General features: G+C 40.4%; 23 protein-coding genes and 2 pseudogenes. 23 read left to right on the top strand and 2 right to left on the bottom strand.

What is annotated here, in order from left to right:
• The 20 genes and pseudogenes from STRCR_RS04355 to STRCR_RS04450 all read left to right on the top strand — a co-directional run bounded on the left by STRCR_RS04355 (position 1) and on the right by STRCR_RS04450 (position 20,404).
• Positions 1–669, top strand: a complete 669-nt coding sequence (locus STRCR_RS04355) for a fructose-6-phosphate aldolase (RefSeq protein WP_004227901.1) — start codon at positions 1–3, stop codon at positions 667–669.
• Between the two features lie 36 nt (positions 670–705).
• Positions 706–1,797 carry a glycerol dehydrogenase gene (locus tag STRCR_RS04360; protein ID WP_004226399.1) on the top strand — a complete coding sequence of 364 codons (1,092 nt, stop codon included), beginning with the start codon at positions 706–708 and terminating at the stop codon, positions 1,795–1,797.
• Positions 1,798–2,381: 584 nt separating this feature from the next.
• Entirely contained in the window at positions 2,382–3,101 is a 720-nt protein-coding gene (locus STRCR_RS04365) for a YebC/PmpR family DNA-binding transcriptional regulator (protein ID WP_004225723.1), read from the top strand.
• Between the two features lie 609 nt (positions 3,102–3,710).
• Positions 3,711–4,370 (top strand): CBS domain-containing protein, encoded by a 660-nt coding sequence (locus STRCR_RS04370; RefSeq protein WP_004229658.1) that lies wholly within the window; start codon positions 3,711–3,713, stop codon positions 4,368–4,370.
• A 128-nt stretch (positions 4,371–4,498) separates the two neighbouring features.
• Complete coding sequence (tmk, locus tag STRCR_RS04375; protein ID WP_004228605.1) at positions 4,499–5,152, top strand: dTMP kinase; 654 nt, start codon at positions 4,499–4,501, stop codon at positions 5,150–5,152.
• A 2-nt stretch (positions 5,153–5,154) separates the two neighbouring features.
• Positions 5,155–6,018: a DNA polymerase III subunit delta' gene (locus STRCR_RS04380; protein WP_004227324.1), complete on the top strand. Its 864-nt coding sequence runs from the start codon at positions 5,155–5,157 to the stop codon at positions 6,016–6,018.
• Positions 6,015–6,815 carry a PSP1 domain-containing protein gene (locus STRCR_RS04385; protein WP_004229263.1) on the top strand — a complete coding sequence of 267 codons (801 nt, stop codon included), beginning with the start codon at positions 6,015–6,017 and terminating at the stop codon, positions 6,813–6,815. Before STRCR_RS04380 ends, STRCR_RS04385 begins: the two co-directional genes overlap by 4 nt.
• Positions 6,808–7,128 (top strand): DNA replication initiation control protein YabA, encoded by a 321-nt coding sequence (gene yabA, locus STRCR_RS04390; protein WP_004225156.1) that lies wholly within the window; start codon positions 6,808–6,810, stop codon positions 7,126–7,128. The genes STRCR_RS04385 and yabA overlap by 8 nt, the downstream gene beginning before the upstream one ends.
• Positions 7,129–7,131: 3 nt before the next feature.
• Positions 7,132–7,998 (top strand): 16S rRNA (cytidine(1402)-2'-O)-methyltransferase, encoded by an 867-nt coding sequence (rsmI, locus tag STRCR_RS04395; RefSeq protein ID WP_004228481.1) that lies wholly within the window; start codon positions 7,132–7,134, stop codon positions 7,996–7,998.
• Between the two features lie 315 nt (positions 7,999–8,313).
• Entirely contained in the window at positions 8,314–9,495 is a 1,182-nt protein-coding gene (gene icd / locus STRCR_RS04400; RefSeq protein ID WP_004229685.1) for an NADP-dependent isocitrate dehydrogenase, read from the top strand.
• Between the two features lie 862 nt (positions 9,496–10,357).
• On the top strand, positions 10,358–11,452 hold the full coding sequence (gene serC, locus STRCR_RS04405) for a 3-phosphoserine/phosphohydroxythreonine transaminase (RefSeq protein ID WP_004226266.1): 1,095 nt from the start codon (positions 10,358–10,360) through the stop codon (positions 11,450–11,452).
• A 46-nt stretch (positions 11,453–11,498) separates the two neighbouring features.
• A complete protein-coding gene (locus tag STRCR_RS04410; protein ID WP_004227260.1) occupies positions 11,499–12,047 on the top strand; it encodes a GNAT family N-acetyltransferase in 549 nt (182 codons plus the stop codon).
• A gap of 87 nt (positions 12,048–12,134) precedes the next feature.
• Entirely contained in the window at positions 12,135–13,316 is a 1,182-nt protein-coding gene (locus STRCR_RS04415; RefSeq protein ID WP_004227794.1) for a phosphoglycerate dehydrogenase, read from the top strand.
• 103 nt (positions 13,317–13,419) lie between these two features.
• Positions 13,420–13,638: pseudogene (locus STRCR_RS12460) on the top strand (DUF6440 family protein).
• A complete protein-coding gene (locus STRCR_RS04425) occupies positions 13,635–14,129 on the top strand; it encodes a methylated-DNA--[protein]-cysteine S-methyltransferase (RefSeq protein ID WP_004230061.1) in 495 nt (164 codons plus the stop codon). Before STRCR_RS12460 ends, STRCR_RS04425 begins: the two are co-directional and overlap by 4 nt.
• Before the next feature lie 12 nt (positions 14,130–14,141).
• Positions 14,142–14,495 (top strand): arsenate reductase family protein, encoded by a 354-nt coding sequence (locus tag STRCR_RS04430; protein WP_004226377.1) that lies wholly within the window; start codon positions 14,142–14,144, stop codon positions 14,493–14,495.
• 291 nt (positions 14,496–14,786) lie between these two features.
• Positions 14,787–15,647 carry an Rgg/GadR/MutR family transcriptional regulator gene (locus tag STRCR_RS04435; protein ID WP_004226931.1) on the top strand — a complete coding sequence of 287 codons (861 nt, stop codon included), beginning with the start codon at positions 14,787–14,789 and terminating at the stop codon, positions 15,645–15,647.
• Between the two features lie 312 nt (positions 15,648–15,959).
• Positions 15,960–16,739, top strand: coding sequence for a class I SAM-dependent methyltransferase (locus STRCR_RS04440; protein ID WP_004225425.1), 780 nt, complete (start codon positions 15,960–15,962; stop codon positions 16,737–16,739).
• Between the two features lie 132 nt (positions 16,740–16,871).
• Complete coding sequence (locus STRCR_RS04445; protein ID WP_004225421.1) at positions 16,872–18,104, top strand: MFS transporter; 1,233 nt, start codon at positions 16,872–16,874, stop codon at positions 18,102–18,104.
• Positions 18,105–18,355: 251 nt separating this feature from the next.
• Positions 18,356–20,404 carry a M13-type metalloendopeptidase gene (locus STRCR_RS04450; RefSeq protein ID WP_004229095.1) on the top strand — a complete coding sequence of 683 codons (2,049 nt, stop codon included), beginning with the start codon at positions 18,356–18,358 and terminating at the stop codon, positions 20,402–20,404.
• 60 nt (positions 20,405–20,464) lie between these two features.
• Here the strand turns inward: STRCR_RS04450 and STRCR_RS12305 are convergent.
• Positions 20,465–20,703, bottom strand: a pseudogene (locus STRCR_RS12305) (exodeoxyribonuclease III); the annotation flags it as partial.
• Positions 20,704–21,394: 691 nt separating this feature from the next.
• Here STRCR_RS12305 and STRCR_RS04455 point away from each other — a divergent pair.
• The 3 genes from STRCR_RS04455 to STRCR_RS04465 are packed head-to-tail and all read left to right on the top strand — an operon-like array spanning position 21,395 to position 23,811.
• Positions 21,395–22,306, top strand: a complete 912-nt coding sequence (locus tag STRCR_RS04455; protein WP_004227521.1) for an ABC transporter ATP-binding protein — start codon at positions 21,395–21,397, stop codon at positions 22,304–22,306.
• Positions 22,307–22,319: 13 nt separating this feature from the next.
• Positions 22,320–23,072, top strand: coding sequence for an ABC transporter permease (locus tag STRCR_RS04460; RefSeq protein WP_004226451.1), 753 nt, complete (start codon positions 22,320–22,322; stop codon positions 23,070–23,072).
• Between the two features lies 1 nt (position 23,073).
• Positions 23,074–23,811, top strand: a complete 738-nt coding sequence (locus STRCR_RS04465) for an ABC transporter permease (protein ID WP_004228424.1) — start codon at positions 23,074–23,076, stop codon at positions 23,809–23,811.
• 142 nt (positions 23,812–23,953) lie between these two features.
• Here the strand turns inward: STRCR_RS04465 and STRCR_RS04470 are convergent, their stop codons facing one another.
• Entirely contained in the window at positions 23,954–24,784 is an 831-nt protein-coding gene (locus STRCR_RS04470; protein WP_004227160.1) for an exodeoxyribonuclease III, read from the bottom strand.
• Between the last annotated feature and the right edge of the window lie 206 nt (positions 24,785–24,990).

The following is a 24,990-nucleotide window of genomic DNA, read 5'->3' on the forward strand; positions in this document are numbered from 1 at the left end:
ATGGAATTTATGCTTGACACACTCAACTTAGAGGAGATTAAAAAATGGGCTGCCATCTTACCATTAGCCGGTGTGACATCCAACCCATCTATCGCTAAAAAAGAAGGGCAAATTGACTTTTTCGAGCAGATGAAAAAAGTTCGTGCTATTATTGGCGAAGGACCAAGTCTTCATGCTCAAGTTGTTGCAGAAGACGTGGAAGGTATTGTCAAAGATGCTCATAAACTTCGAGATACACTTGGAGGCAATCTCTATATTAAAATACCTGTTTCTCCAGAAGGTCTGACAGCTATTAAGCAGCTTAAAAAAGAAGGGTTTCAAATTACAGCAACGGCTATTTATACCGTTTTTCAAGGTCTTTTAGCCATTGAAGCTGGTGCAGATTATTTAGCGCCTTATTACAATCGTATGGAAAACCTTAATACAGATCCTGTTGAGGTGATTAGTCAGCTTGCTCAGGCCATTGAGCGTAAACAAGCTACCACAAAAATTTTAGCAGCAAGCTTTAAAAATGTTTCTCAAATGACCAAAGCTCTAGCTGCCGGTGCTCAAGCTGTCACCGCTGGAGCAGATATCTTTGCTGCTGGCTTTGCCAATCCGTCTATTCAAAAGGCAGTTGATGATTTTGCTGCTGATTGGGAAAGTACCCAAGGTCGTTCAACTATATAATATTTACAAATTTTCAAGATGAAAGGAGATCTTACAATGAGAATTTTTGCCAGTCCTTCCCGCTATATTCAGGGAGAAAATGCCTTATTTAATAATCCAAAGGCCGTTATCAATTTAGGAAGTCGCCCGATTCTACTTTCTGATGAGACTGTTTATCAGATTATTGGGCAACGGTTTGAAACCTATCTTAATCAAGAAGGCCTGCTTGTAAAATATGTTCCTTTTAATGGAGAAGCTTCGACAAAAGAAATTGACCGAGTTGTCGCAATTGCAAAGGAAAATGAGAATGATTTAATTATCGGTCTTGGCGGAGGAAAGACGATTGACAGTGCAAAGGCAATTGCAGATATCCTTAAAATACCTGTTATCATTGCTCCAACCGTAGCTTCCACAGATGCTCCAACTTCAGCCTTATCAGTTATTTACACAGAAGAAGGAGCGTTTGAAAAATATATCTTTTATTCAAAAAATCCTGATTTAGTTCTGGTGGATACAGCTGTTATCAGCAAGGCACCCGTACGGTTGCTGGCTTCAGGAATTGCTGATGGTTTGGCAACTTGGGTAGAAGCAAGAGCTGTGCTCCAAAAAAATGGCCAGACTATGGCTGGTGCCGGACAAAGCTTAGCCAGTCTTGCGATTGCTAGATCTTGCGAAGAAACTTTATTCGCTGATGGTTTGCAGGCCTTATCGGCTTGTAAAGCTAAAGTGGTGACTAGGGCTCTTGAGAATGTCATTGAAGCCAATACTTTATTAAGTGGTCTAGGATTTGAGAGCGGAGGCTTGGCTGCTGCTCATGCCATTCATAATGGATTTACAGCCCTAGAAGGAGATATTCATCATCTAACACATGGTGAAAAAGTTGCTTATGGAACATTGACCCAGCTTTTCCTTGAAAACCGTCCAAAAGAAGAAATTGACAAATATATTCATTTCTATAGAGCTATTGGAATGCCAACCACTTTAGCAGAGATACATTTAGAAAATGTTGATTATTCTGAACTTCTAAAGGTCGGTAAACAGGCTACAATTGAAGGTGAGACAATCCATCAAATGCCGTTTGAAATTAGTGCCAGTGATGTTGCCCATGCACTTTTAGCAGTCGACCAATATAGTAGGTCATTGAAATAAAAAACAATAAAGCTTGCTGAAATATCCTCAATGAACATCAAAAGAACAGTCTAATTTTTTGAATACTAAAGAATTAGGCTGTTTTGCTGTGCTTGAAAGGAGCTAGAATAGGAAGATCAGAAGAGTGGACAGCTGTAATTGTACATAATTAGATCTGTTAGAAAAATCTGCTATTGAAACCCTTTGTTTCTTTATAATGATTGCCGATTGCAGGTGACTTGGCGTTAAAAGGGGATCTAAAAAAGCATTATTATATAAAGGGATTAAACTTTTCCTGCTGCGACTCCACTGCATCAGGTTCCGCCGATCTAGGCCGACTTTGTATCGCAGGCCGATGTACTTTTTCATAATCCCCGAGGAAGTGCCTAGCCGCTTGGCTAGGTTCCTTCTTAATATATAAAGGCCTCTCCCACTAGCTAGTCACCTTGTGGTGATGGAAAAAAGACAGCTTAACTTTCCAGCTTCCTTTCCTACCTTGATTTTTAAGGCCTGACTTGCTATAATAGCTTAGGATTTAGCTGATTTTCTCACTTTAGATTTCAGCTTTACTGGATAAATAAAAATTGATAAAAGGAGACTTACCCATGGGACGTAAATGGGCCAATATTGTTGCGAAAAAAACGGCTAAAGATGGTGCTAACTCAAAGGTCTATGCTAAGTTTGGTGTTGAAATTTATGCAGCGGCTAAGCAAGGGGAACCAGATCCAGAATCTAATTCAGCCTTGAAATTTGTTTTGGAACGGGCTAAGCAAGCGCAAGTGCCTAAACACGTTATTGACAAGGCGATTGATAAGGCTAAGGGAAATACTGACGAGACCTTTGTTGAAGGGCGTTATGAAGGTTTTGGACCAAATGGTTCAATGATTATCGTTGATACTCTAACGTCAAATGTTAATCGGACAGCAGCTAATGTTCGATCTGCTTTCGGTAAGAATGGTGGAAACATGGGAGCTTCTGGTTCTGTTTCTTATATGTTTGACCGCAAGGGAGTCATTGTTTTCAAGGGGGATGATGCGGACAGTATTTTTGAAACCCTTCTTGAAGCCGATGTTGACGTTGATGATGTTGAGGCAGAAGATGGTAGCATCACTGTTTACACAGCTCCAACAGATCTTCATAAAGGCATGGAAGCCTTACGTGCCAATGGCGTAGAAGAATTCCAAGTGACGGAATTAGAAATGATTCCGCAATCGGAAGTTACCTTGTCTGGTGAAGATTTAGAAGTTTTCCAAGGCTTGATTGACGTCTTGGAAGATGATGAGGACGTGCAAAAGGTTTATCACAACGTGGATCTTGCTGACTAAAACGTTTAGATTAGAAGAGGTGGGGAGCTCCTGACCTCTTTTATTAGTGCTCAAAGAAAATCAAAAATGAACAAGGCGTAGGCAGTTCAAAAGGTCTGGAGGGCCTTTTGAGATTGCGAGAATGGATAAGGCAGGGCTTTAAAAGTATAGTAAGCTGAAAGAAGATACCAAGCTGTTAAGTATTTTAAAGAAAATTAGGACGTTTGACGCAGAGTCATTAATTTAAAGATTCAAGGGAAACTAATCTATTTTCGCAGAAACGTAGGTGTGTTCCGTTACTAAGTAATGCCAAGCAGATACCTACCGAAGAGTCATTTAAGACTATATCCTTTCGCACAGCATTATCGGCAGTGTTCCGTTTGCAGCGATGCATCGCTTTGATTTTTAAAGGGTATGCGTAGTTATGGCAAAAAGCTTTAATCTTAGAGTCCGTTGCTGATTGAGAAAGCACCGCTTGGTTTCTTTGTCAGATGTTTATAACAAAAATATTTGAAAAAATTATGAAAATATTGAAACCGTTCTCAAAAAAATGATATAATAGGGTTGAAATAAGGAACAGAAAAGGTCTGTTCTGTTAAATTTTTAGTGTTTAAGTGAGGTTGATAGATTATGGCTGTTAGAGATTTTATGACCCGAAAAGTTGTCTATGTATCACCTGATACGACCGTTGCCCATGCGGCTGATATCATGCGGGAACAGGGTTTACGCCGTTTGCCAGTTATTGAAAATGATAAATTAGTAGGGATTGTGACGGCTGGAACCATGGCTGAAAACAGTCCATCTAAGGCAACCAGCCTGTCTATTTATGAAATGAATTACTTGCTCAATAAGACTAAGATTCGTGATATCATGATCAAGGATGTGGTGACCGTGTCGCCTTTTGCCAGCGTGGAAGATGCGATCTATCTGATGATGACGCACAAGGTTGGCGTGTTACCGGTTGAAGAAAATGGTGTGGTTTCAGGGATTATTACCGATAAAGATATTTTCCGGACCTTCTTGGAAGTTTCTGGTTATGGTGAAGAGGGGGTGCGTGTTCGGATTTTGGCTAACGATAGCGTTGGTGTTTTGGAAAAGATTGTCAGCACGATTACCAAGGAAGGTCTCAATATTCGGCGGACAGTGATTGCCGGAGCTAAGGACGGTAAGGTTGTCAATGAAATCCAAATTGATGGTAAAGCTGATATCGCTGATCTCAAGGCTAAGTTAGAAGCTGCTGGGTTGATGGTCGATGGTATTCAAGAGACGCAAGCCAAGGCCTTGTTTTAACGAAAGGTTGGAAGTTTTGCCGTGGACAGCTTCCTTTTGGCTCGTCAGAATTGCTGGGTTGGCTGATGTTTATCTTTTGGAGACTGGTGGGAGAAATCTCGCCAGTTTTTTGGTAAAATAGAACTACTATGGAAGACCTAAACACGCAAAAAAAAGGACATTTAATTACCCTTGAGGGACCTGATGGGGCCGGTAAGACCAGTGTTCTGAAACAATTAGTCCCTTTATTAGAAGCTCAAGGCTATCAAGTGGTGACGACTCGGGAACCTGGTGGCGTAGCTATTGCTGAGAGTATTCGTCAGGTCATTTTGGATGTCAATAACACAGCCATGGATGAAAAGACAGAGCTCTTGCTTTATATTGCAGCACGGCGACAACATTTGGTTGAGAAAGTTCTGCCAGCCCTGGCTCAGGGCAAGCTGGTCCTGATTGATCGTTTTATTGACAGTTCAGTGGCCTACCAAGGTTCTGGACGTGGTCTGTCGGTTACCGATATTAACTGGCTTAATGATTATGCTATTGAGGAAACTAAGCCTGAATTAACCCTGCTTTTTGATCTGCCTTCAGAAGTTGGTTTGGCACGGATTGAGCAGGCTGATGTTCGGGAAGTGAACCGTCTGGATTTAGAAAAGCTGGATCTGCATCAGCGGGTACGGCAGGGTTATTTGGATTTGGCCAAGAATCAGCCTGAGCGGATTAAGATCATTGATGCTGCTCAAGGTTTAGAAAAAGTAGTCGCTGATGCTTTAGCGACTATTCAGCTGGCACTTACAAAGGACTGAGGATGACATTAGCTGATTTACAACCTAAAATTTTTCAAGAGTTTCATCAAATTTTACAACGTGGACGACTCAGTCATGCCTACCTCTTTTCAGGGAATTTTGGCAGCTATGAAATGGCTATTTTTCTGGCTCAAAGTCAATTTTGTGAAAATTTGCAAGATAATCTGCCCTGTGGGCAGTGTCGGGAATGCCATTTGATTGCTGAGCGGGATTTCTCAGATGTCAAGGTGATTGAGCCCCAAGGCAATGTCATCAAGACAGATACTATTCGCGAGCTCCTGCGTGATTTTACGCGGTCGGGTTTTGAAGGTCAGTCTCAGGTCTTCATTATTCGAGATGCTGATAAGATGCATATCAATGCGGCCAACAGTCTCTTGAAATTTATTGAGGAGCCCCAATCGTCTTCCTATATGATTCTCTTGACGTCGGATGAGAGCAGGGTCTTGCCAACGATCAAGAGTCGCTGTCAGATTTTTCGTTTTCCAAAGAATCAAGAGTATTTAAAAAATCTCTTGGAGCAAAATGGTCTTTTAAAGGCCAAGGCTAGCTTGATTGCCGCTGTAGCTGATGATGGAGCTTCGGCTTTAGCATTGACAGAAATGACTAAATTTGACGACCTATGCCGCAGTTTGGAAAAATTTATTGCTGGCTTAGATAAGGATTCTGACCAATCCTTTTTACAGGTGACACGTCTAGCTAGTTTAGCAACTGATAAAGCGGAGCAAGATTTGGCTTTTAAGCTTTTATTGGTGATGCTGGGGCGGACTCAGCAGCCTCGTTGGGTTACCAAGGTTTATCAGGCTAGACAGATGTGGCTTAGTAATGTCAGTTTTCAAAATGTCTTAGAATATATGGTGTTAGAATGACAGAAGTAATAGGGGTAAAATATGAGGAAAATGATCTCCTTTCCTATGTTTTGCCAGATCAAACTTATGAAAAAAATGATTTAGTAGTGGTTCGCTTGCGTAAGGGTAATCGTCTGGCTCAGGTGGTCCAAGCTAATATTGAGTTAGAAGAAGCTGACCTGCCTGCTCAGATGGATCGGGTTCTAGGTCTGGCTCGACAAGAAGACCTTAACCGCCATCAAGCCAATTGTCGTTATGCTCGTGACAATATAGCAGCGGTTAATGAGATGATTGCCAAATGCCAATTAGATATGAAGCTCGTTAATATTGCTTTCCCCTTGGATCGCAGTCATGTCTTCATTTCTTTTACAGCTGAGCATCGAGTGGATTTCAGACAGCTGCTTAAGGATTTGGCTGGTCATTTCCGAGCGCGTATTGAATTGCGGCAGATTAATACCCGTGAGGAAGCTAAAATCTTTGGTGGGCTGGGCCCTTGTGGCCGTCCTCTTTGCTGCTCTAGTTTCCTTGGTGATTTCCCACCGGTTTCGATTAAGATGGTCAAGAATCAAGGTCTCTCTCTGAATACCGGCAAGACAACTGGTCTTTGTGGCCGTTTGCTCTGCTGTCTCAGTTTTGAAGATGATTTTTACCGAGAAGCCAAGCAGAAATTTCCTGATTTCGGAAGCCCAGTAGAAACTGCTGAAGGCAGGGGGACTGTGGCAGGGATGGATGTCTTTGCCGAAACCGTTAAGGTTCGTTTTGAGGATCGGGCTGGCCTGTTGACCTATAGTTTGGAGGAGATTAGTTTACATGGATAAGAATGAACTCTTTGCTGCCTTCGACGATGTTTCCAATAACTTGATGGAAAATTTTGCTCAGGTCGAATTGATGAAAAAGAAGATGCAGGAAATTATGGAGGAAAATTCCCAGCTGCGGTTGGAAAACGCCAAGCTGCGGGAACGTCTATCTGATGTCGATGAAAAAATGCCTGCCAAATCTTTCAGTCAGGGCCGAGAAAATTTGGAGTCCATCTATGAGGATGGTTTTCATGTCTGCAACAATGATTATGGCAAACGCCGTGATAATAACGAAGATTGTCTCTTTTGTATGGAATTATTGAACAGGGAGTAGGGCATGCAGCTGCAAAAATCTTTTAAGGGGGACGAGGAGACCGGAAAGCTCTATCTCGTGCCGACTCCCATCGGTAATTTACAGGATATGACCTATCGCTCGGTAGAAATCCTCAAATCTGTTGATTTTATCTGTGCCGAGGATACTAGGAATACTGGCCTTCTGCTCAAGCATTTTGAAATTGTCACCAAGCAGATTTCCTTCCATGAGCACAATGCTTATGAGAAGATTCCTGACCTCTTGGATTTACTGTCAGCTGGGAAAAATCTGGCTCAGGTTTCTGATGCCGGTCTACCTAGCATTTCTGATCCAGGTCATGATTTGGTGCAAGCAGCTATTGAACAGGGGATTCCCGTGGTTGCCTTGCCGGGGGCTTCGGCTGGGATTACAGCCTTGATTGCCAGCGGTCTATCTCCTCAGCCTCATATCTTTTACGGTTTTTTACCGCGCAAGAAGAGGCAGCAGGAGGAATTCTTCAAACAGAAGCTGGCCTATCCAGAAACACAGATTTTCTATGAATCTCCTTATCGCTTGGTTGATACTCTGACTAATATGAGATCGATCTATGGCGACCGCCAAGCGGTCTTGGTGAGGGAACTGACCAAGATTTATGAGGAATATCAGCGGGGATCAATTTCTGAAATCCTCGGCCATCTGGCGCATACTCCTGCCAAGGGGGAGTGCCTCCTGATTGTCTCTGGCTCGAGTGGTCAGGAAATACAAGCTGCTGAGCTGGATGATTCGGCGATTACAGCTTTAGTGGAAGAAGCGATTGCTCAGGGTGCTAAGCCCAATAAGGCCATTAAAGAAGTCGCTAAGGCTTACCAGCTCAACCGCCAAGAGGTTTATAAACTTTATCACGATTTATAAGTGTTCGGCATCTTTTGGCACGGCATTCATAAATTGATAGACAAGCAAAACACTTCTATTGGAACTAGTATCAGTGAGAAAACAGGAGTGTTTTTAGTATACCTAAATTGTCAATTAGCTTGGGCAAGCTGACTTAAAAAAACGTGATGAGGTATTTGATAGCTGGAAGACTTGGTGGTCCTGTGTTTCCTTCATCGTTGCTGTGGGTTGCGGGTTGGATTGCCCATGTGCAGGAGCAAGGGAGGGTATAAGCTCGTTTTGTTTATGTTGGCTTAAAAAATTGATCTATATCTCAATTAACAGGAGGTAGTCCTTATGTCTGAAAAAATTTCTATGAAAAATGGTACTTTGCAGGTGCCCGCTTTTCCAATCGTCACTTATATTCAAGGGGATGGTGTCGGTCAAGATATTTGGGAAAGTGTCCGTCGCATTGTTGATGAGGCAGTAAAAAAGGTTTATGCAGGCTACCGCCAGATTGACTGGCAGGAAGCCTTGGCCGGCGAAAAGGCCCTTGCCTTGACTGGCCAATCTTTGCCGGAGCAAACCTTGTCTGCGATTAAGGAAAATCTTATCGCCATCAAGGGACCGCTAGGGACACCAGTCGGACAAGGCAGACGTTCCCTTAACGTAGCTCTGCGTCAAGAATTGGACCTCTTTGCCTGTGTGCGTCCTGTCCGCTATTTCAAGGGTGTGCCCAGCCCGCTCAAGGAACCTGAAAAAACTCAGATGACTATCTTTCGTGAAAATACCGAAGATATTTATGCAGGTATTGAATGGGAAGTCGGAACAGCAGAGGTCAAAAGGGTGATCACTTTTTTACAGAAAGAAATGGCTGTCAAGAAGATTCGCTTTCCTGAGACATCAGCCATTGGCATCAAACCAATTTCGGTGCAAGGAAGTGAAAGGCTGATTCGCTCTGCTATAGATTATGCCCTGACACATGGTTTAACAAAGGTGACACTAGTCCACAAGGGCAATATTCAAAAATTTACCGAGGGTGGTTTCAGAAAATGGGGCTATGAATTGGCCCAGCGAGACTATGCCGAAGCACTCGCAGATGGCCGTTTGGTCATCAATGACATTATTGCTGATAACTTCTTTCAGCAGATATTGCTTCATCCGGAAAAGTTTCAAGTGGTGGCCCTGACCAATCTCAACGGGGATTACGTCAGTGACGCCCTGGCCGCACAGGTTGGTGGAATTGGCATTTCCCCGGGGGCTAATATCAACTATGAGACAGGTCATGCTATTTTTGAAGCGACTCATGGCACGGCACCGGATATTGCGGGCCAGAATAAGGCTAACCCCTGTTCCCTACTCTTATCAGCTGTTATGATGCTGGGCTATCTAGGCTGGACAGAAGCTGCCGATCAGATTGAATCTGCGCTAGAAGAAACGATTCAGGCCAAACAGGTTACTGCTGATTTCGCTTTTGCTATGGGTGTCGAGGCCCTCTCGACCAGCGATTTCGCACAGAAGATTATTAACAAGCTCTAAGACAGGAGACAGGCTGACGAAGTGTGATATCATTCCATTTATTCGTACTAGCTGGACAAGTAGTCCATCTTAATCACATTGGTAAATCAGTGCCTAACTAGCTTGTCCTAAAAGTTGGCTATAAACCTTTCAGTTTTAAGAATTAATCTCAGTAGTTCAAGAGCGTGGGACAGACGGTCATGATGACTTTGCCCTCCCCCATAAAATATTGTAATCTTCGAGGATTACGTATAAAAAGTTCGTCCAGCATTCCTGTTTTGAATAAGCTCTTGGCGCAGGGGGGGCGCTATCCCTTGCATGGTAGTTAAAGGTGGCCGCTTAAAAACTAAGAAGCGTCCAGTTGCAGAAAACCAATCAGAAGTGGTTCATTGTAATGAATTGTGCAGGGGTAAGACTTCTTGGCATAGCCAACAAGTCTTACTCCCAAACTCTGCATCAATCTGGTAAATCTAGAACAAGGCTAACGAGTTTGGACTTTTGTCTCAGACTCCGCTGTTGGCTAGTTTTCCTCTTGCCACAAGGCCAAAGCGAAAAACCTAAACGACTGTGATGACCATCGTTCATCTTATTTCCAACCTCAAAAGGTCTGGGAGACTTTTTTAATCGGGAAATGAAGCTTTCAGAGCAAGTGTCAAAAACGGTCTGGGGAGAGACCGTTTCAGGTCATCATCCTAAAATCAGGAAGTGGTGAGAACCAAAATTTTCAATTTTTGAGTTCTTCCCACTCTTTTTTACTCATCAACTATCTCTTCTTGCGAATATTCGGATCTAGCCGAGTTAAAGGAATCGTTTTCATGAAAATCTTTACAAGATTCAGACAACTGTGCTACAATAAAACCATTAAAATTTTGGAGGTGTCGTTATGACTGTTTACAATTTCTCGGCAGGACCTGCTACTTTACCTAAACCAGTTTTGGAACAAGCGCGTGATGAGCTGCTTGATTATCAAGGTTCCGGAATGTCCGTGCTAGAAATGTCCCATCGCTCTCCAGAATTCGACAACATTATTAAAGATGCGGAAGGACTCTTGCGAGAATTGATGGCTATTCCTGCTAATTACAAGGTCATGTTCTTGCAAGGTGGGGCTTCCCTCCAATTCACCATGGTGCCGCTCAATCTTGCTCAGGGCAAGAAGGCTTATTATTTGGTTGGCGGTTCTTGGGGTAAGAAGGCCTACAATGAGGCAGTCAAATTATCCAAAACAATTCCTTTTGAACCGATTCTCTTGGCTTCTTCAGAAGATACGGTCTATGACCATATTCCTGACTTTGATCCAGCTAGTATTGATAAAGATGCGGCCTATGTCCACATCACGACGAACAATACAATTGAAGGAACGTCTATCTATGATCTGCCAGACACTAACGGTGTTCCAATTGTGGCGGATATGTCTTCCAATATTTTAGCAGCGCGTTACAATGTAGAAGATTTTGCTTTGATTTACGCTGGCGCTCAAAAAAATATTGGCCCAGCAGGGGTGACCGTGGTTATTGTCAGAGAAGACTTTCTCAATGATCAGCCCCAATTATCTGCTATGCTGGACTACCGTATTCAGGCAGAAGCAGGTTCGCTTTACAATACGCCACCAGCTTATAGTATCTACATTTCAAAACTTGTCTTTGAATGGGTGAAGAATACTATCGGCGGAGTTGATCAGATGGCAGAGATCAATCGTGAAAAATCTGGCCTGCTCTATGATTTCATCGAGCAATCTGACTTCTATACCAGTCCTGTAAAAAACGTTAAAGACCGTTCTGTCACTAACATTCCTTTTGTGACCCCAAGTAAGGAATTGGATGCTGAATTTGTCGCTCAGGCTGATAAACTTGGCTTCAAGAATATCAAGGGTCACCGCAGTGTCGGCGGTATGCGGGCTAGTCTGTATAACGCCTTTCCAAAACAAGGAGTTTTGGATTTGCTCGATTTCATGAAGAAGTTTGAAGCTCAACATAAGTAAAGAATGGAACTAATCCCTTTTTGATATGTGTAAGTAGGAGAGAATAATGGAAATTCGTCTGGCCCATCCGAACGAAGTGGATAAAATCATGACAATTATTGAAAAAGCGAAGAGCTATTTGGCTCAATCAGGCAGTGACCAATGGCAGAATGGTTATCCAAGTCAAGAGGATATCTTTGAGGATGTTCTCGAAGGACGTGCTTGGGTGGGCCTAGAGGAAGGTCTCCTGATAGCCTATGCTGCGGTTATTGAAGGTCATGAACCTGCCTATGATGGTATTTATGATGGCAAGTGGGAACACAATAATTATCGCTATGTTACCTTTCATCGGATTGCCTTGGCTGATTCTGCTCGGGGACAGGGCTTGGCTCAAACCTTCTTGCAGGGCCTGATCGAAGGGCACGATGGTCCGGATTTCCGCTGTGACACGCATGAGAAAAATAAGGCCATGCAGCATATCTTAGAAAAATTAGGCTACCACTACTGTGGGAAAGTTGTTTACGAGAGTGAGCGTTTGGCCTATCAAAAAATTAAGTCAAAGGCTGAAAAAGTCTTTTATCAGGAAGTGGATGAGGCAGATCATCACACCATCTAGACTGGTAAAAAGAGCTATCAGGCTAGTGTTCCTAGATAGCTCTTTTCGTATGAGTTCTTAATAAGAGATTATAACAAGGAGTAAATTATGGTTTACAGTGTCAAAACCTTCAATAATATCAATCAAGTTGGCTTAAAAGAATTGGGTAATAAATTTCAAGTTGATGGGGATTTAGCAGAAAACCCAGACGCTTATATTATCCGCAGTCAGAATTTGCACGATTATGCCTTTCCGAGCAATCTTAAGGCTATTGCGCGTGCCGGTGCAGGGACGAACAATATTCCGATTGATCGTGCTACAGAAAGTGGAATTGTCGTCTTTAACACCCCTGGTGCTAATGCCAATGCGGTGAAAGAGGCTGTGACGGCCTCGATCCTTTTGTCAGCACGCGATTATATTTCAGCCAACGCTTGGGTTAACAGTTTGTCTGGTGATGATGTGCCTAAGCAGATTGAAGCTGGAAAAAAACAATTTGCCGGTACTGAAATCCGAGGAAAAACACTGGGTGTTATTGGGCTTGGAGCTATCGGCGCCCGTATTGCTAATGATGCCAGACGCTTAGGTATGTCGGTTCTGGGTTACGATCCATATGTATCTATTGAGGCGGCTTGGAATATCTCCCACCATGTCAAGCGGGTTCAAGATATCAAGGAAATATTCGCCAATGCTGACTATATTACCGTGCATGTTCCTCTGACAGACGATACCCGTGAGACCTTTAATGCTGAGGCTTTTGCCCTTATGAATAAGGGAACCACCATTATCAACTTTGCTCGAGGAGAATTAGTTAATCATCAAGATCTTTTTGAAGCCATCGAAGCAGGCGTAGTCAAACGCTACATCACAGATTTTGGCAGCGAAGAATTGCTCAATAAAGACAAGATTACGGTCTTTCCGCATGTGGGCGGCTCGACAGCGGAAGCAGAGCTCAATTGTGCCATAATGGCCAGTCAGGAAATCCGTCAGTTTATGGAAACTGGTGAAATCACGAACTCTGTCAACTTCCCTAATATGCATCAGGTACAAGATGCCCCCTACCGGATTACTTTGATTAACCGCAATGTTCCCAATATCGTGGCTCGTATTTCGACAGCAGTTTCTGATGCCAACATCAATATTGCCAATATCCTCAACCGTTCTAAGGGGGATTTTGCCTATACTTTGCTGGACTTGGATGAAACCGATAAAGATAAGATTAATGCCCTCGTGGCAGCCTTTGAATCCAGTGACAATATCATCAAGGTACGCTTGATTAAGGCTCATAAGTGAAGCCATGTCTTTTTACCAGAAACAGTGTCTCTTTGAAGACATTGTTTTTTCTATAATTTGGTACGATAAGACTATTGGCCTTAGCTTTAGCTAGAAGGATCTCATGGATAAAAGAGACTTAAAAGGCTATCAGAAATCGCTAGGGGAGCATTTATGCGCTTAATTTTACGGCCAAAGGAGGGGAGCGGATATTTTGTATATTGATTGCGAAACAGGTATAGAATATCTTTTTGTTGGTGTTTCTGACGGCAGTTTAATGTCCTTGCTCAATGCAGATGGCAGTCTAAAAATCAATGAAAAGTGGCGAAATGGAGAATTATGATTTGTAAACAAACCTACCAATCCCCCTTAGGGTCGATCTCTTTGATTGCTGATGACCGAACTCTTTTAGGAGCTTGGTTTTTCGGTCAAAAATACTATGAAAAAGGTTTTGAAGAGATTGATTTAGTACTCAAGGCTAATTCTGTTCTTGAGCAGGCTAAGGTTTGGCTGGATACTTATTTTGCTGGTCAAAATCCCTCAGCTGTTGACTTTCTGGCTCCTCAGGGGACAGCTTTCCAGAAGCGGGTCTGGCAGGTTCTCGTTGCCATTCCTGCCGGATCCACCCTGACCTATGGTCAAATTGCCAAAAAACTCAACTGTCGGTCTGCCCAAGCCGTTGGTTCTGCTGTCGGAAAAAATCCCATTAGTATCTTTATCCCCTGCCATCGTGTGCTGGGGAGTCAAGGAAAGTTGACGGGTTATGCTGGTGGTCTTGATAAAAAAGCTTGGCTGCTTGAGCATGAGGGTCTGACTATCACATTGAAAAAATAAGAGAGGAAAAACATGATTATTTTTTATCAATATCCTAAATGCACAACGTGTAAACGCGCTAAGGCAGAATTAGATGAACTTGGATGGAACTATGAAGCCATTGATATTAAGGCTAATCCGCCCAAAGCTGAGGAACTTAAGAAATGGATTGGAGAAAGTGGAGGAGAGGTAAAAAAATTCTTCAACACCTCAGGCCAGTCTTATCGAGCACTTGATTTGAAGGACAAGATTGATAAAATCAGTCTGTCGGAAGCCGCTGATTTACTAGCAGCCGACGGTATGCTGATCAAGCGACCTCTCCTCGTGAAGGACGGAAAACTCCTGCAGATTGGTTATCGTACCCTTTATATAAATTTGGATCTATAGCATATTGAAACCGCTTCTCATTTTGGGGCGGCTTTTTTAATAACCATTCACGACAAAATAACGCCAATTCATGATATAAACAATCCAAAAGTAAAAAAACGAGTATAATGGATTTATCAACATAACGCTAACTGTGTTGATAAAGAAGGAGCGAGGAGATGTAAGCCGATTATTGGAAATCTTGTAAGAAGTTGAAATTAACTTAGAATCACTTATAATTGATAATTTGTTGTGCTGACTAGATGAGTCATTGTCATGATAATAGAATATTGTTTTACGAGGAGAATTGAGATGTTGGGAAAATCACTTGAACTTGGTGAACTCTATAAAGAACTTAGAATGGCCAGAGGACTGAAGCTGAAAGATATTGCTCGTGATAATCTATCAGTTTCACAGTTGTCGAAGTTTGAAAATGGTCAAACAATGCTGGCAGCAGATAAGCTTCTATTGGCAATTCAAGGAATTCACATGTCATTTTCAGAGTTTGGTTATGCCCTTACTCAATATCAAGATAGCATTTTTTTTAAAATGGGGAAAAAGTTAGTTGAACTACAGTCACATAATGATTTAGCTGGCTTGAAAGAGCTTCTTGCAACCTATTCAGGTGATGAAGTTTATGAGACGTATAATAGCCTAAATAAGTTAGTCATTAAAGTAGTTATTTCTACGATAGAACCAAGTTATCAAATTACAGATGATGAAAAAGAATTTCTGACAAGCTATCTCTATGCCATTGAAGAGTGGACGGAGTACGAACTTTATCTTTTTGGTAATACTATGATTGTCTTATCGGATGAAGATTTGGTTTTCTTAGGAAAGGCATTTGTTGAGCGTGATAAGCTATACCGCTCTTTAGCTAGTCATAAGAGAAATGCTGAGTTGGTTCTGTTAAATCTTATCTTAACTTTAGTTGAGCGTAAAAAATTTTACCATGCTAATTTTTTTATTGAAAATCTCGATCATTTGCTGAGCTATCAAGATATGTTTGCTATAATTTTTAAGAATTTTTTAAAGCAAGTTATTTCTTATTTAACGGGAGAGCAGGATAATTTAGAAAGTATTAGAAAAAATATCCAAGCAGTTGAAGAGCTTGGAAACCCGATTCTAGCCAAATTTTTAAGGACAAATTTAGAAGAAATTATAAAGAAATAAAATTTAGTAATAAAATTAAAGGCCTTCCGAATCAATTTCGGGAGGCCTTTAAAAAAAACAATGATATCCTATAAAGGAAAAAGTATGATGGGTAAACAAATGATTAGTAGTAGAATTCTTTTCAGCATGATTGATTTTCCTCCTTTCCTCTATTATAAGCAGTAATGTAGAAAAAAGGAAAATTCGCAAATATGAAAAAAATTGGAAAAATAAATTCATATTTAATAATTTATCAATATACCAAATTATTGAGGTATTATAAGGACAACAAAGGTATTAGAATAATTCGATAGTAATTTTAAGGAGTTGAAAATGGATTTAAAGCAAGTTGACATCGATCAAAGGGTGAATGCTAGTAAAAATGATTTCTTTGACAGCACATATAATAGGGTATATTCGGATTTATTAAATATTGAATTAGCGGATCAGTTGAGCTTTTTGAGGAAAACTTATTTAGAGAAAAAATTAAAATCTGAGTTATCAATTCTTGATTTATGTTGTGGAACAGGAAGGCATTTGCTGCCTCTTAATAAAGATGGATATAAAGTAGATGGGGTCGATATTAATAAGGAATATGTATCTGTTGCAAGTAGGAAACTTGACTCAATAAGTAGTGGAAAGGTTTACGTTGCGGATGCCCAAAATTTTTCAAATTCGCATAGATATAACTTGATTTATAGTATGGAAAGCTCTATAGGTTATTTACCCGATAAACAAACAGTTCAAATTTTAAAAAATTTAAAACAAAATCTTTTGACTGTAGATGGTATTTTTGTGTTACATCTAATCAATAGAGATTATTTAATTAAGAATCTAGGTGAACGAATGTGGTTTGGAAACGAAAGGGCTGGCTACGTCCTTGAACGTCGGGAATTCGATTCTCAAAAAGGTGCTATACAGATAGAGCAAATTAGAATAATAGATGGAATTAGTCGGGAGTTTTCTGTTGAAATGAGATTGTACTCCTTGCAAGAAATTAAAGTTCTCCTTGAGCAAGCCGGCTTACAAATCTCTCAAATTTATGGAAATTATAACAATGGAAAATTTGATATTTCGTCGCCATATATGATTTTAGAATGCAGATTGAATTGAAAGGAGGTGAGCATGATGAAAGAGCAAGGCTTGATTATCATTTGTGCTAACTAAGCACATAGGAAGAAAAACGAAATTTGGCAAGGATATCTTCTAAGTCAAGTTTCGTTTTTGCGTTTGGAAAGGAAAGCTATGCTAAAATTATTTAAGCAAAATTGTTTATTTACGAAATTAATCACCATTAATCTTTTTTCAAAAGTTGGTGATCGCCTTTTCTATACAGCTATGCTAACAACAGCCAGTCTTTTACCCCATAGTAGCACTGCAGTAATGGTGGTGTCTGCCTCTGAGACTTTACCAGTATTACTAAGCTTATTGGCTGGTACAGTAGCAGATCAGCAAGCTAGCAAGATTAAACTCCTTATGAGGTCTTCTCTATTCAGAGCAGTCATGTATCTGGGAATTGGAGGTCTTTTTTGCTATCGGTCAACTTTACCCTTGTTAGTTATGGCTTCCCTGCTGAACCTTCTATCGGATATAAGTGGAAACTATTCAACTGCCTTATTCTCCCCATTCACTAAGAAGTTAGTTGCAGCTGAGGATATGGAAAGAGCTCAAGGGCTTATTAGTTTAGGTTCTCAGTTGGTCAATGTGCTTGCGACTTTTTTAGGTTCAATTCTTTTAATTATCCTCAATAAAAGCTTTTTGGCAATGATTAATGCTTTGATTTTTGTATTCGTAGCCTTTGCATTTCTCAAACTAGCTCCACAGTTGAGAAAAACTGAAAATGCTATAGCTATAGCTGATTTTGATAATATTTTCATAGCAGTAAAGACAAATTTTAACGAATTCTTGGAAAATAGGAAATTATCATTGAATCTTTTACAATTATGCCTACTGAATGGTTTTTTCGGTGGTCTAGTTCCGATTTTTACCCTTTTTATTAAAAAAAATAAAAATTTATCCATTTTTCCAGCTTCTTTAAAAATTTCTCTCTTATCTGGAGTGATTACCTTAGCAATGATTGCTGGAAATCTAATGGGAACAAAGATTTTGAGGAATCAGTCGATTTCAAATTTAACTATGTTTTCAGATATCTTTATTATATTGGTAGGCTCAGGTTTTTTACTCAATAATCTTTATGTGATTCTTATAGCAAGTAGTTTACTCTCTTTATTCCTAGGAACTATTTCTCCTCGCTTTTCAGCAAAAGTTGTTAATTGCACTCCAGTTGGACAGTTAGGAGGGATTATTACAACAGTCAATGCCTGCCTCACTTTGGTTCCCCCTATAACCAGTTTCCTCTTTCCAATGTTGTCTAACTTTGGTTTAATCCTTGCTTACTATGGTTTTATTACCTATGGAGTCCTGTTAATACTTATTGATCTAAAAAATTATTATCTTGGTCAAAATTCATGCCTATAATCACGATTTGAAGACGATTGCCGAAGATACCAAGCAAGTGGCTAGTGTGAAGCAATGGACTACTATTTGATTTTCTAAGTAAAATAACTGATCTTCTTTAAACAAAGACAAGAAGGTCAGTTTTTTTGAAAGATAATTTGAATAGTCTACATTTATGTTGCTTCCCTGTAATGTATTAGAAGTATTTTTGTAATATAGTTGTTCTATTATATGATTGTACTAAATGAGCATAACAATAGAAAGGTTTTTAAATGAAAAAAGCTAAAACTCAAACGAAAAAGAAGATGAAGAGGCGAACTAAACGAGTCTTATGGGGGACAGGAGCAGTTTTAATCCTAGCTTTGGCTGGTGGCGGTTACTATGCTTACAAAAATTTTATTCCTCACAAGGTTAGCTTTGATAAGAATGCAAGGGCCCAGTCCAATTTTTTTCAATATATCAATAAGGACTATTTAGCCAAAACAAAGATTCCCAAAGATAGAGCGACACAAGGTGTTACTGATGAGCTTCAGGACAAGGCGGACAAGCAGCTCATGTCTGATTTGGATGAACTGGCTGCTAAGAAAAAGTCTACCAAAGTTGATGGGATGAATGTGGTTATCGACTATTATTCTATGGCGACAGACAGTAAGGCCCGCAGTAAGAATGGTACTAAGCCAGCTAAGAAATACCTTAAGCAACTGGATGATCTTGATAGTCTTTCTCAGCTAAATCAATCTTATAAAGATCTGACAATGGAAGGAATTGTGCTGCCTGTTAATATTTCTCTAGTTCCCCAAGATACTGATACCAGTCGCTATATTCTAAGTTACAGTGAAACTGGTGGAATTCTTCCTGATACCAGCACTTATAAGGATAAGAACCAATCCCAGCAATATTTCAGGGCCTATAAAGAGGCGGCAACGGCTGTTATGAAGGATATGGGCTACAGTAAGTCTGAGTCCGAAAAGATGGTTGAGCAAACTATTTCCTTAGATAAGAAGATGGCTAAATATCGCATGTCAGCAGAAGATGCTTCAGATCAAACGAAAATCTACCATGAAGTTTCTTCTAATCAGCTCAAATCTTATTCAAAAGATTTGGACTTGATGGGCTTGGGTAGTAATTTAGTTGGGCATTCGGTCGACAAGGTGGATGTAACCAATCCTAAGTATTTTAAAGCTCTCAGCAAGTTTATGAATCAGAAAAATTTTAAAGAGGTCAAGTCTTGGAGCTTAGTTCAAAACGCTATGAACATGACGAACTATCTGGATCACTCTACGCAAAAAGATGCTGGTAAGTATCAAACAATGATGACAGGACAAAGTCAGCTTCCAAGCCAGAAGAAGCTAGCTTATAACTTAGTCTCTCAATCATTTTCAGATAGTCTGGGTGTTTACTACGGCCAAGAGCATTTCGGTCAAAATGCTAAGAATGATGCAACCAAAATGGTTAAAAAAATCACCAAGACCTATAAAGAACGTTTGGAGAATAATAGTTGGCTTTCTCAAGCCACCAAGGATAAGGCCATCGAGAAGCTGGATAGTATGACCTATAATATTGGTTATTCTGATTATGTTGAAAAGGATTTTTACCAAAATATTTCAATTGATAAATCTAAGTCTCTTCTTGATAATGATATGGCAATTACCAAGAAATGGATGTCTTATCAATTTTCAAAATTTGATCAGCCTGTCAATAAGCAAGTTGGCGGGGTTTCTTCTTTTGTTGTTAATGCCTTCTATGATCCAACGAATAATTCGATTAACTTAGATGCTGCCATTCTACAGGATCCATTTTATTCGAAAAAGAATAGTGATGAAGATAACTATGGTGGCATTGGGATTGTTATTGGTCATGAAATCAGTCACGCTTTTGATAGCAATGGTGCCAACTATGATAAAAATGGGAATCATAAGAACTGGTGGACCAAGGCAGACCATAGGGCTTTTGATAAAAAGACGAATACTTTGATTCAGCAATGGGATGGTCTGGAGTATGCTGGTGTTAAGGTCAATGCTAAGCAGACTGTAACTGAAAATGCTGCTGATTTGAGTGGCGCCAATGTCGCCCTGCAAGCTTTAAAAGAACAGGATTCTTCACCTAATCTCAAGGCCTTTTTTAAGAGCTATGCCATTAGCTTCCGTGAGGTCGGATATGTTCAATACTATAAATCGGTGATCCCTACAGACGTTCACGCTCCAGCTGAACTACGGGTTAACCAGATTGTCAAAAACATAGATGACTTTTACAAGGCTTATGATATTAAAAAAGGTGACAAGATGTATATGGATAAGAAGGACCGCTTAACCATTTGGTGATTGTCTTGTCCTAGCTAAAAAATTCCTATCTCGTTTGAGTAGGAATTTTTGTGTCTAGTATTAGAGATTTATCTCCAGCAAAATCGGTCCGTGGTCTTGGCGGTCGCCTGAGTCGATCATATCGGATTTGATGATTTTATCGGCGGTGCGGGTGCTGGTCTGCCAGTAGTCGATGCGCCAGCCGGTGTTGTTGGCTTTATTGATTTTACTGCGCCGCGTCTATCAGGAGTAGATATAATGTCACTGCACTTATAGTAGAAAGTGTCGGTGAAACTCTGGGCTAGCGTAGTAGTGAAGCCCTATAATCTTTATCGATGAAGTCAAAAAAACAGCGTTTGGTTTGACTTAGTGAGATTGCATTCTTGGTGAGAGGTATGTAATGTTACATTTCAAGGATATCAAGAATTTTTTCTAAAATAATGTTATAAGACAGTAGACGGTATTGGTTACTGCCTTATTTTTTGTTTGCCTAGATTATTTAAATAACTTGTATACCTTGTATCAAAAATTTTGATTCCTAAAAACGAAAATCAAGAAGTAATAAGATTAAGAGTTACTTAGCAACGAAGATTTTAATAATAAAACATCATCCAGAAACTTTAGATCCTTACAAAATTGTAAGAAAACTAGGGACAGCTGTAAGGTTGTTGGAGCATGCTTTTTAGTAAACTGTGAGTAGAAACAAGGTCATTGAAAGTGAGCTGAAGGTGTCAAGAAAAGGAAAGATTGTTTCATGGCCCATTGATCTCTTATTTTTTCTAGCTTTCTTAACGGGCTTTGTGACATGGCTTTGGGTTCGTTGATCTTACTAAGCAAACGAAGTTAGTGGGAGAGGTAGCCAATTCATTCTAGTGATTAGCGTTTGTTATCAAGTGCGAAGTACTTAAATAACCAGCCTCTGCCGTATCTTATTAATCGAACGCGCCTACGACTCTGTGAATTTAGAGTCACTTAACGGCTTTGTATCTTATGAAAGGATAACTAGTTGATATGACAACAATGATTGAACTCAACCAAATCAGAAAGACTTTTGGACAGCAAACGGCTGTTGATCTTAATAATCTAAAAATTGAGCAGGGGGCAGTCTACGGTTTGATTGGCTCAAATGGTGCTGGAAAATCCACTATCATGAAAATGATTTGTGGGCTTCTGACACCAACATCTGGTCAGGTTAATGTCGCAGGTTCTGTTATGAGTGAAAGCAATCGTACCGCTATTTTGAAGCAGATTGGTTCTCTCATTGAAGAGCCTGCCTACTATGATAATCTAACGGGCTACGAGAATTTACAGATCCTTAAAGAGCTGAAAAATCTGAAGGATCAAGATGTTACTGAAGCTCTGGCCACTGTCCATTTGACAGAGAACAAGGATAAGCAAGTTAAGCATTATTCTTTGGGGATGAAGCAGCGCTTGGGGATAGCTATGGCAATTATAGGGCGTCCTAAACTGATTGTTCTTGACGAACCAACCAATGGTCTTGATCCGCAGGCGCGTGAAGAAATCCGCAAGCTTATTCGTGAGTTGCCTCAAAAATTTAACACGACTGTGATGATTTCCTCACATGCTCTGGATGAGATTGAAAAAATGGTGACTCAGATAGGGATTATTGGTAAGGGAAGGCCACTCTACCAAGGAACCATTGAGCAGTTTAAGAGCCAACACAGCAGCAATATTTGTTTGAAAACTTCAGATGACGAGCTTGTGGTATCTTTACTGGACTTTGCGACGAATGATGTCAAAGTGACTGAAAAAGGCCTGCTTCTGCCGCATTTATCGGATGAGCAGATAGCAGAGACTGTCAAACGTTTATTGGCTGCTGATGTGGATGTCTATCGTATTTATGAGGTAACCAAGTCTCTTGAAGAGCTCTTCATTGACTTTACGGCCGAAGATACTTTGTAAGGCGGTGTTTACGATGAAAAAATTATTTCAAATAGAAATGCGAAAATATCGTGGTCTGCCTGTTGTGCGTTTGCTGGGACTTTCTGTTATCATAAATGTTGTCATCTGTGCCCTTGTGATCTTTCGGGTGAAAGGAGCGAACCAACTAGGGGATATCGTAAAACTTTATCAAGTGTTTGATAACAATGCTGTTTTTAAAATTATTTCTGCTCCGATTATATTAGCTAGTCTAGCCAGTATGGCGGTGCAATTGGAAAATCGTCATAAGATGTGGAAGATGCTTTACAGCAGCGGCGTCCATTATAGTTCTATTTACGCCGTTAAATTTACCTATATTTACCTTTGTTACTTAGTATCTCAAGTTATTGAATGGGTAATCATCCTGCTGTTGGTTAAAATTCATGGGTTTACTGTCAATATCCCACTGGCGCGTCTAGAGCTTTTTGCTCTTTCTATGGTCTTGGTGTCAGCCGTAGTGCTCCTCTTGCACTACCTTTTATCTCTAAAATGGAGCAATCAGCTTATCAGTTTGTCAATCGCTCTTGTAGGGTCTTTGGTTGGGATGCTTGTTCTCTTTATTTCTAAAGGATTTGCTCATATCTGGATTTACAGTTGGTATGGCCTTTTAATATCAGTTGATATGGAGAGGGTGGGCAGTGAATTTATTGGACATCTGAGAAGTTTCAATGCATTTCCTTTTATAGCTTCTCTTATTCTTGGGATTGTTCTCTTTCAATTAGGCAAACATGTAAAGGTTGGTGATTAGGATGGCTCTAATAAAGATTGAACTGCTAAAACTGCGACGAGCTCGTTTCTGGTTACCACTTTTGGTTTTGCCACTCTTATCAGTTGTTTATGGTAGTGTTAATTTTGCTGGGAATATTGGAGTTCTTAAACGAGAATGGCTTAGCCTATGGACCCAAGTTTATCTTTTCTACGGAAGTTTTTTCTTTCCAGGTATGATCGGTATTGTGTGCGCCTATATTTGGAATAGTGAGCACAAGCGTAATAGTTTAAAACTTCTTTTAACATCTGCCTACTCATTTTCTAGTGTTGTTTGGGCAAAAATAATCGTTGCTTTTGGCTTAATTTTAATATCGCAATTATATTTTTTGAGCCTTTATGCCATCAGTGGGCTCCTCTTTAAATTTGAAATGGCTTTTCCAACACCCCTGCTTTTATGGGCCATTTTAGCTAGCCTTTTTTCAGTATCACTAGTTGCTATTCAAACCTACTTGTCTCTGCGGATCAAAAGTTTTGCTCCACCTGTTGCCCTAGCTATGGTGATCGGTGTGTTTGGCTTTATTTTAACGGCGCAACATATAGTCTCAGAATTAAGTTATGTGCTTCCTTTTGCTAAACTGGCCGCTTCCATGAATCAGATGACTGCTGTTAATCCAGAGATTACAAGTTTTGAATGGCTGAGACTGGTTCTCTATACCGTGCTAATCGTGTTAGGAGCTAGCTTTTTACAGATTCGTCATCTTAAAAAAATAGTTTCCTAATGGTTCAATAGGAAGATAAGATGTGAGGCACCTTATTTCTATAGATAGTAAGGTCTACAGTGTTAATAGTAATAAGCATTAACGTCAATATACAAATAAGCCACCATATCATTTTGTATAGGTGGCTTTTCTATATGCAATGTTATAAATCGATCTCCAGCAAAATCGGTCCGTGGTCTTGGCGGTCGCCTGAGTCGATCATATCGGATTTGATGATTTTATCAGCGATGCGGGTGCTGGTCAGCCAGTAGTCGATGCGCCAGCCGGTGTTGTTGATCTTGCTGGTCCTACTGCGCTGTGCCCACCAAGTATAGACATTGGGAATGTCGCCATGTTTGTAGCGGAAGGTGTCTGTGAAGCCTTTGGCCAGCAGGTTGGTGAAGCCTTCACGTTCTTCGTCTGTGAAGCCGGGAGAACGGCGGTTGCTACTGGGGTTAGCGAGGTCGATTTCTTTGTGGGCAACATTATAATCCCCACTGGCTAGAACAGGTTTTTGGTCATCAAGTTGGGCTAGATACTCAGCGTATTTGATATCCCAGAGCTGACGCTCTTCTAAACGTTTGAGCCCGTCTCCGGCATTTGGGGTATAGACTTGAGTAACGAAGAAGTTATCAAATTCTAGGGTAATAATCCGCCCCTCCTTATCCATGGTTGATGGGGCATCAATTTCTGGATAAGTAATAATTGGTTTCGGCAGGTTGGCTTTATAGAGGAACATGGTGCCTGCATACCCCTTACGTGCAGGCTCAACTGAGGAACGCCAAGTGATTTGGTAGTCAGGGAAATAGTCTTCCAATAGGGTCAGATGTTTTTTTGTTGGCCCTTTGGCTGATAGTTTTGTCTCTTGAATAGCAATGATATCTGCATCCTGTGCGATGAGTGTATCGATAACTTGACGCGAGAGAAGCGCACGAGCTGAATCACTGGTCAGAGCTGCATTGAGGGAATCTATATTCCAAGAAATGAGTTTCATAATCATATCCTTTTTTCAAATTTCCTCTATTATAACAGATTGATCAGCTGGCTGTGAATTATTTGGCTGGATAGGTCATGAGAAATCAACGGGCTACAGTTACAAAAATTTACAGAAAATTTCAAAAATAGTCTTGACAGTAGTTTTAGAAGACTTTATAATAGAAAACACATTTTGACAGAAAAGTCAGAAAATTATGGAATTGC

Source organism: Streptococcus criceti HS-6, assembly GCF_000187975.2.
GTDB lineage: Bacteria > Bacillota > Bacilli > Lactobacillales > Streptococcaceae > Streptococcus > Streptococcus criceti.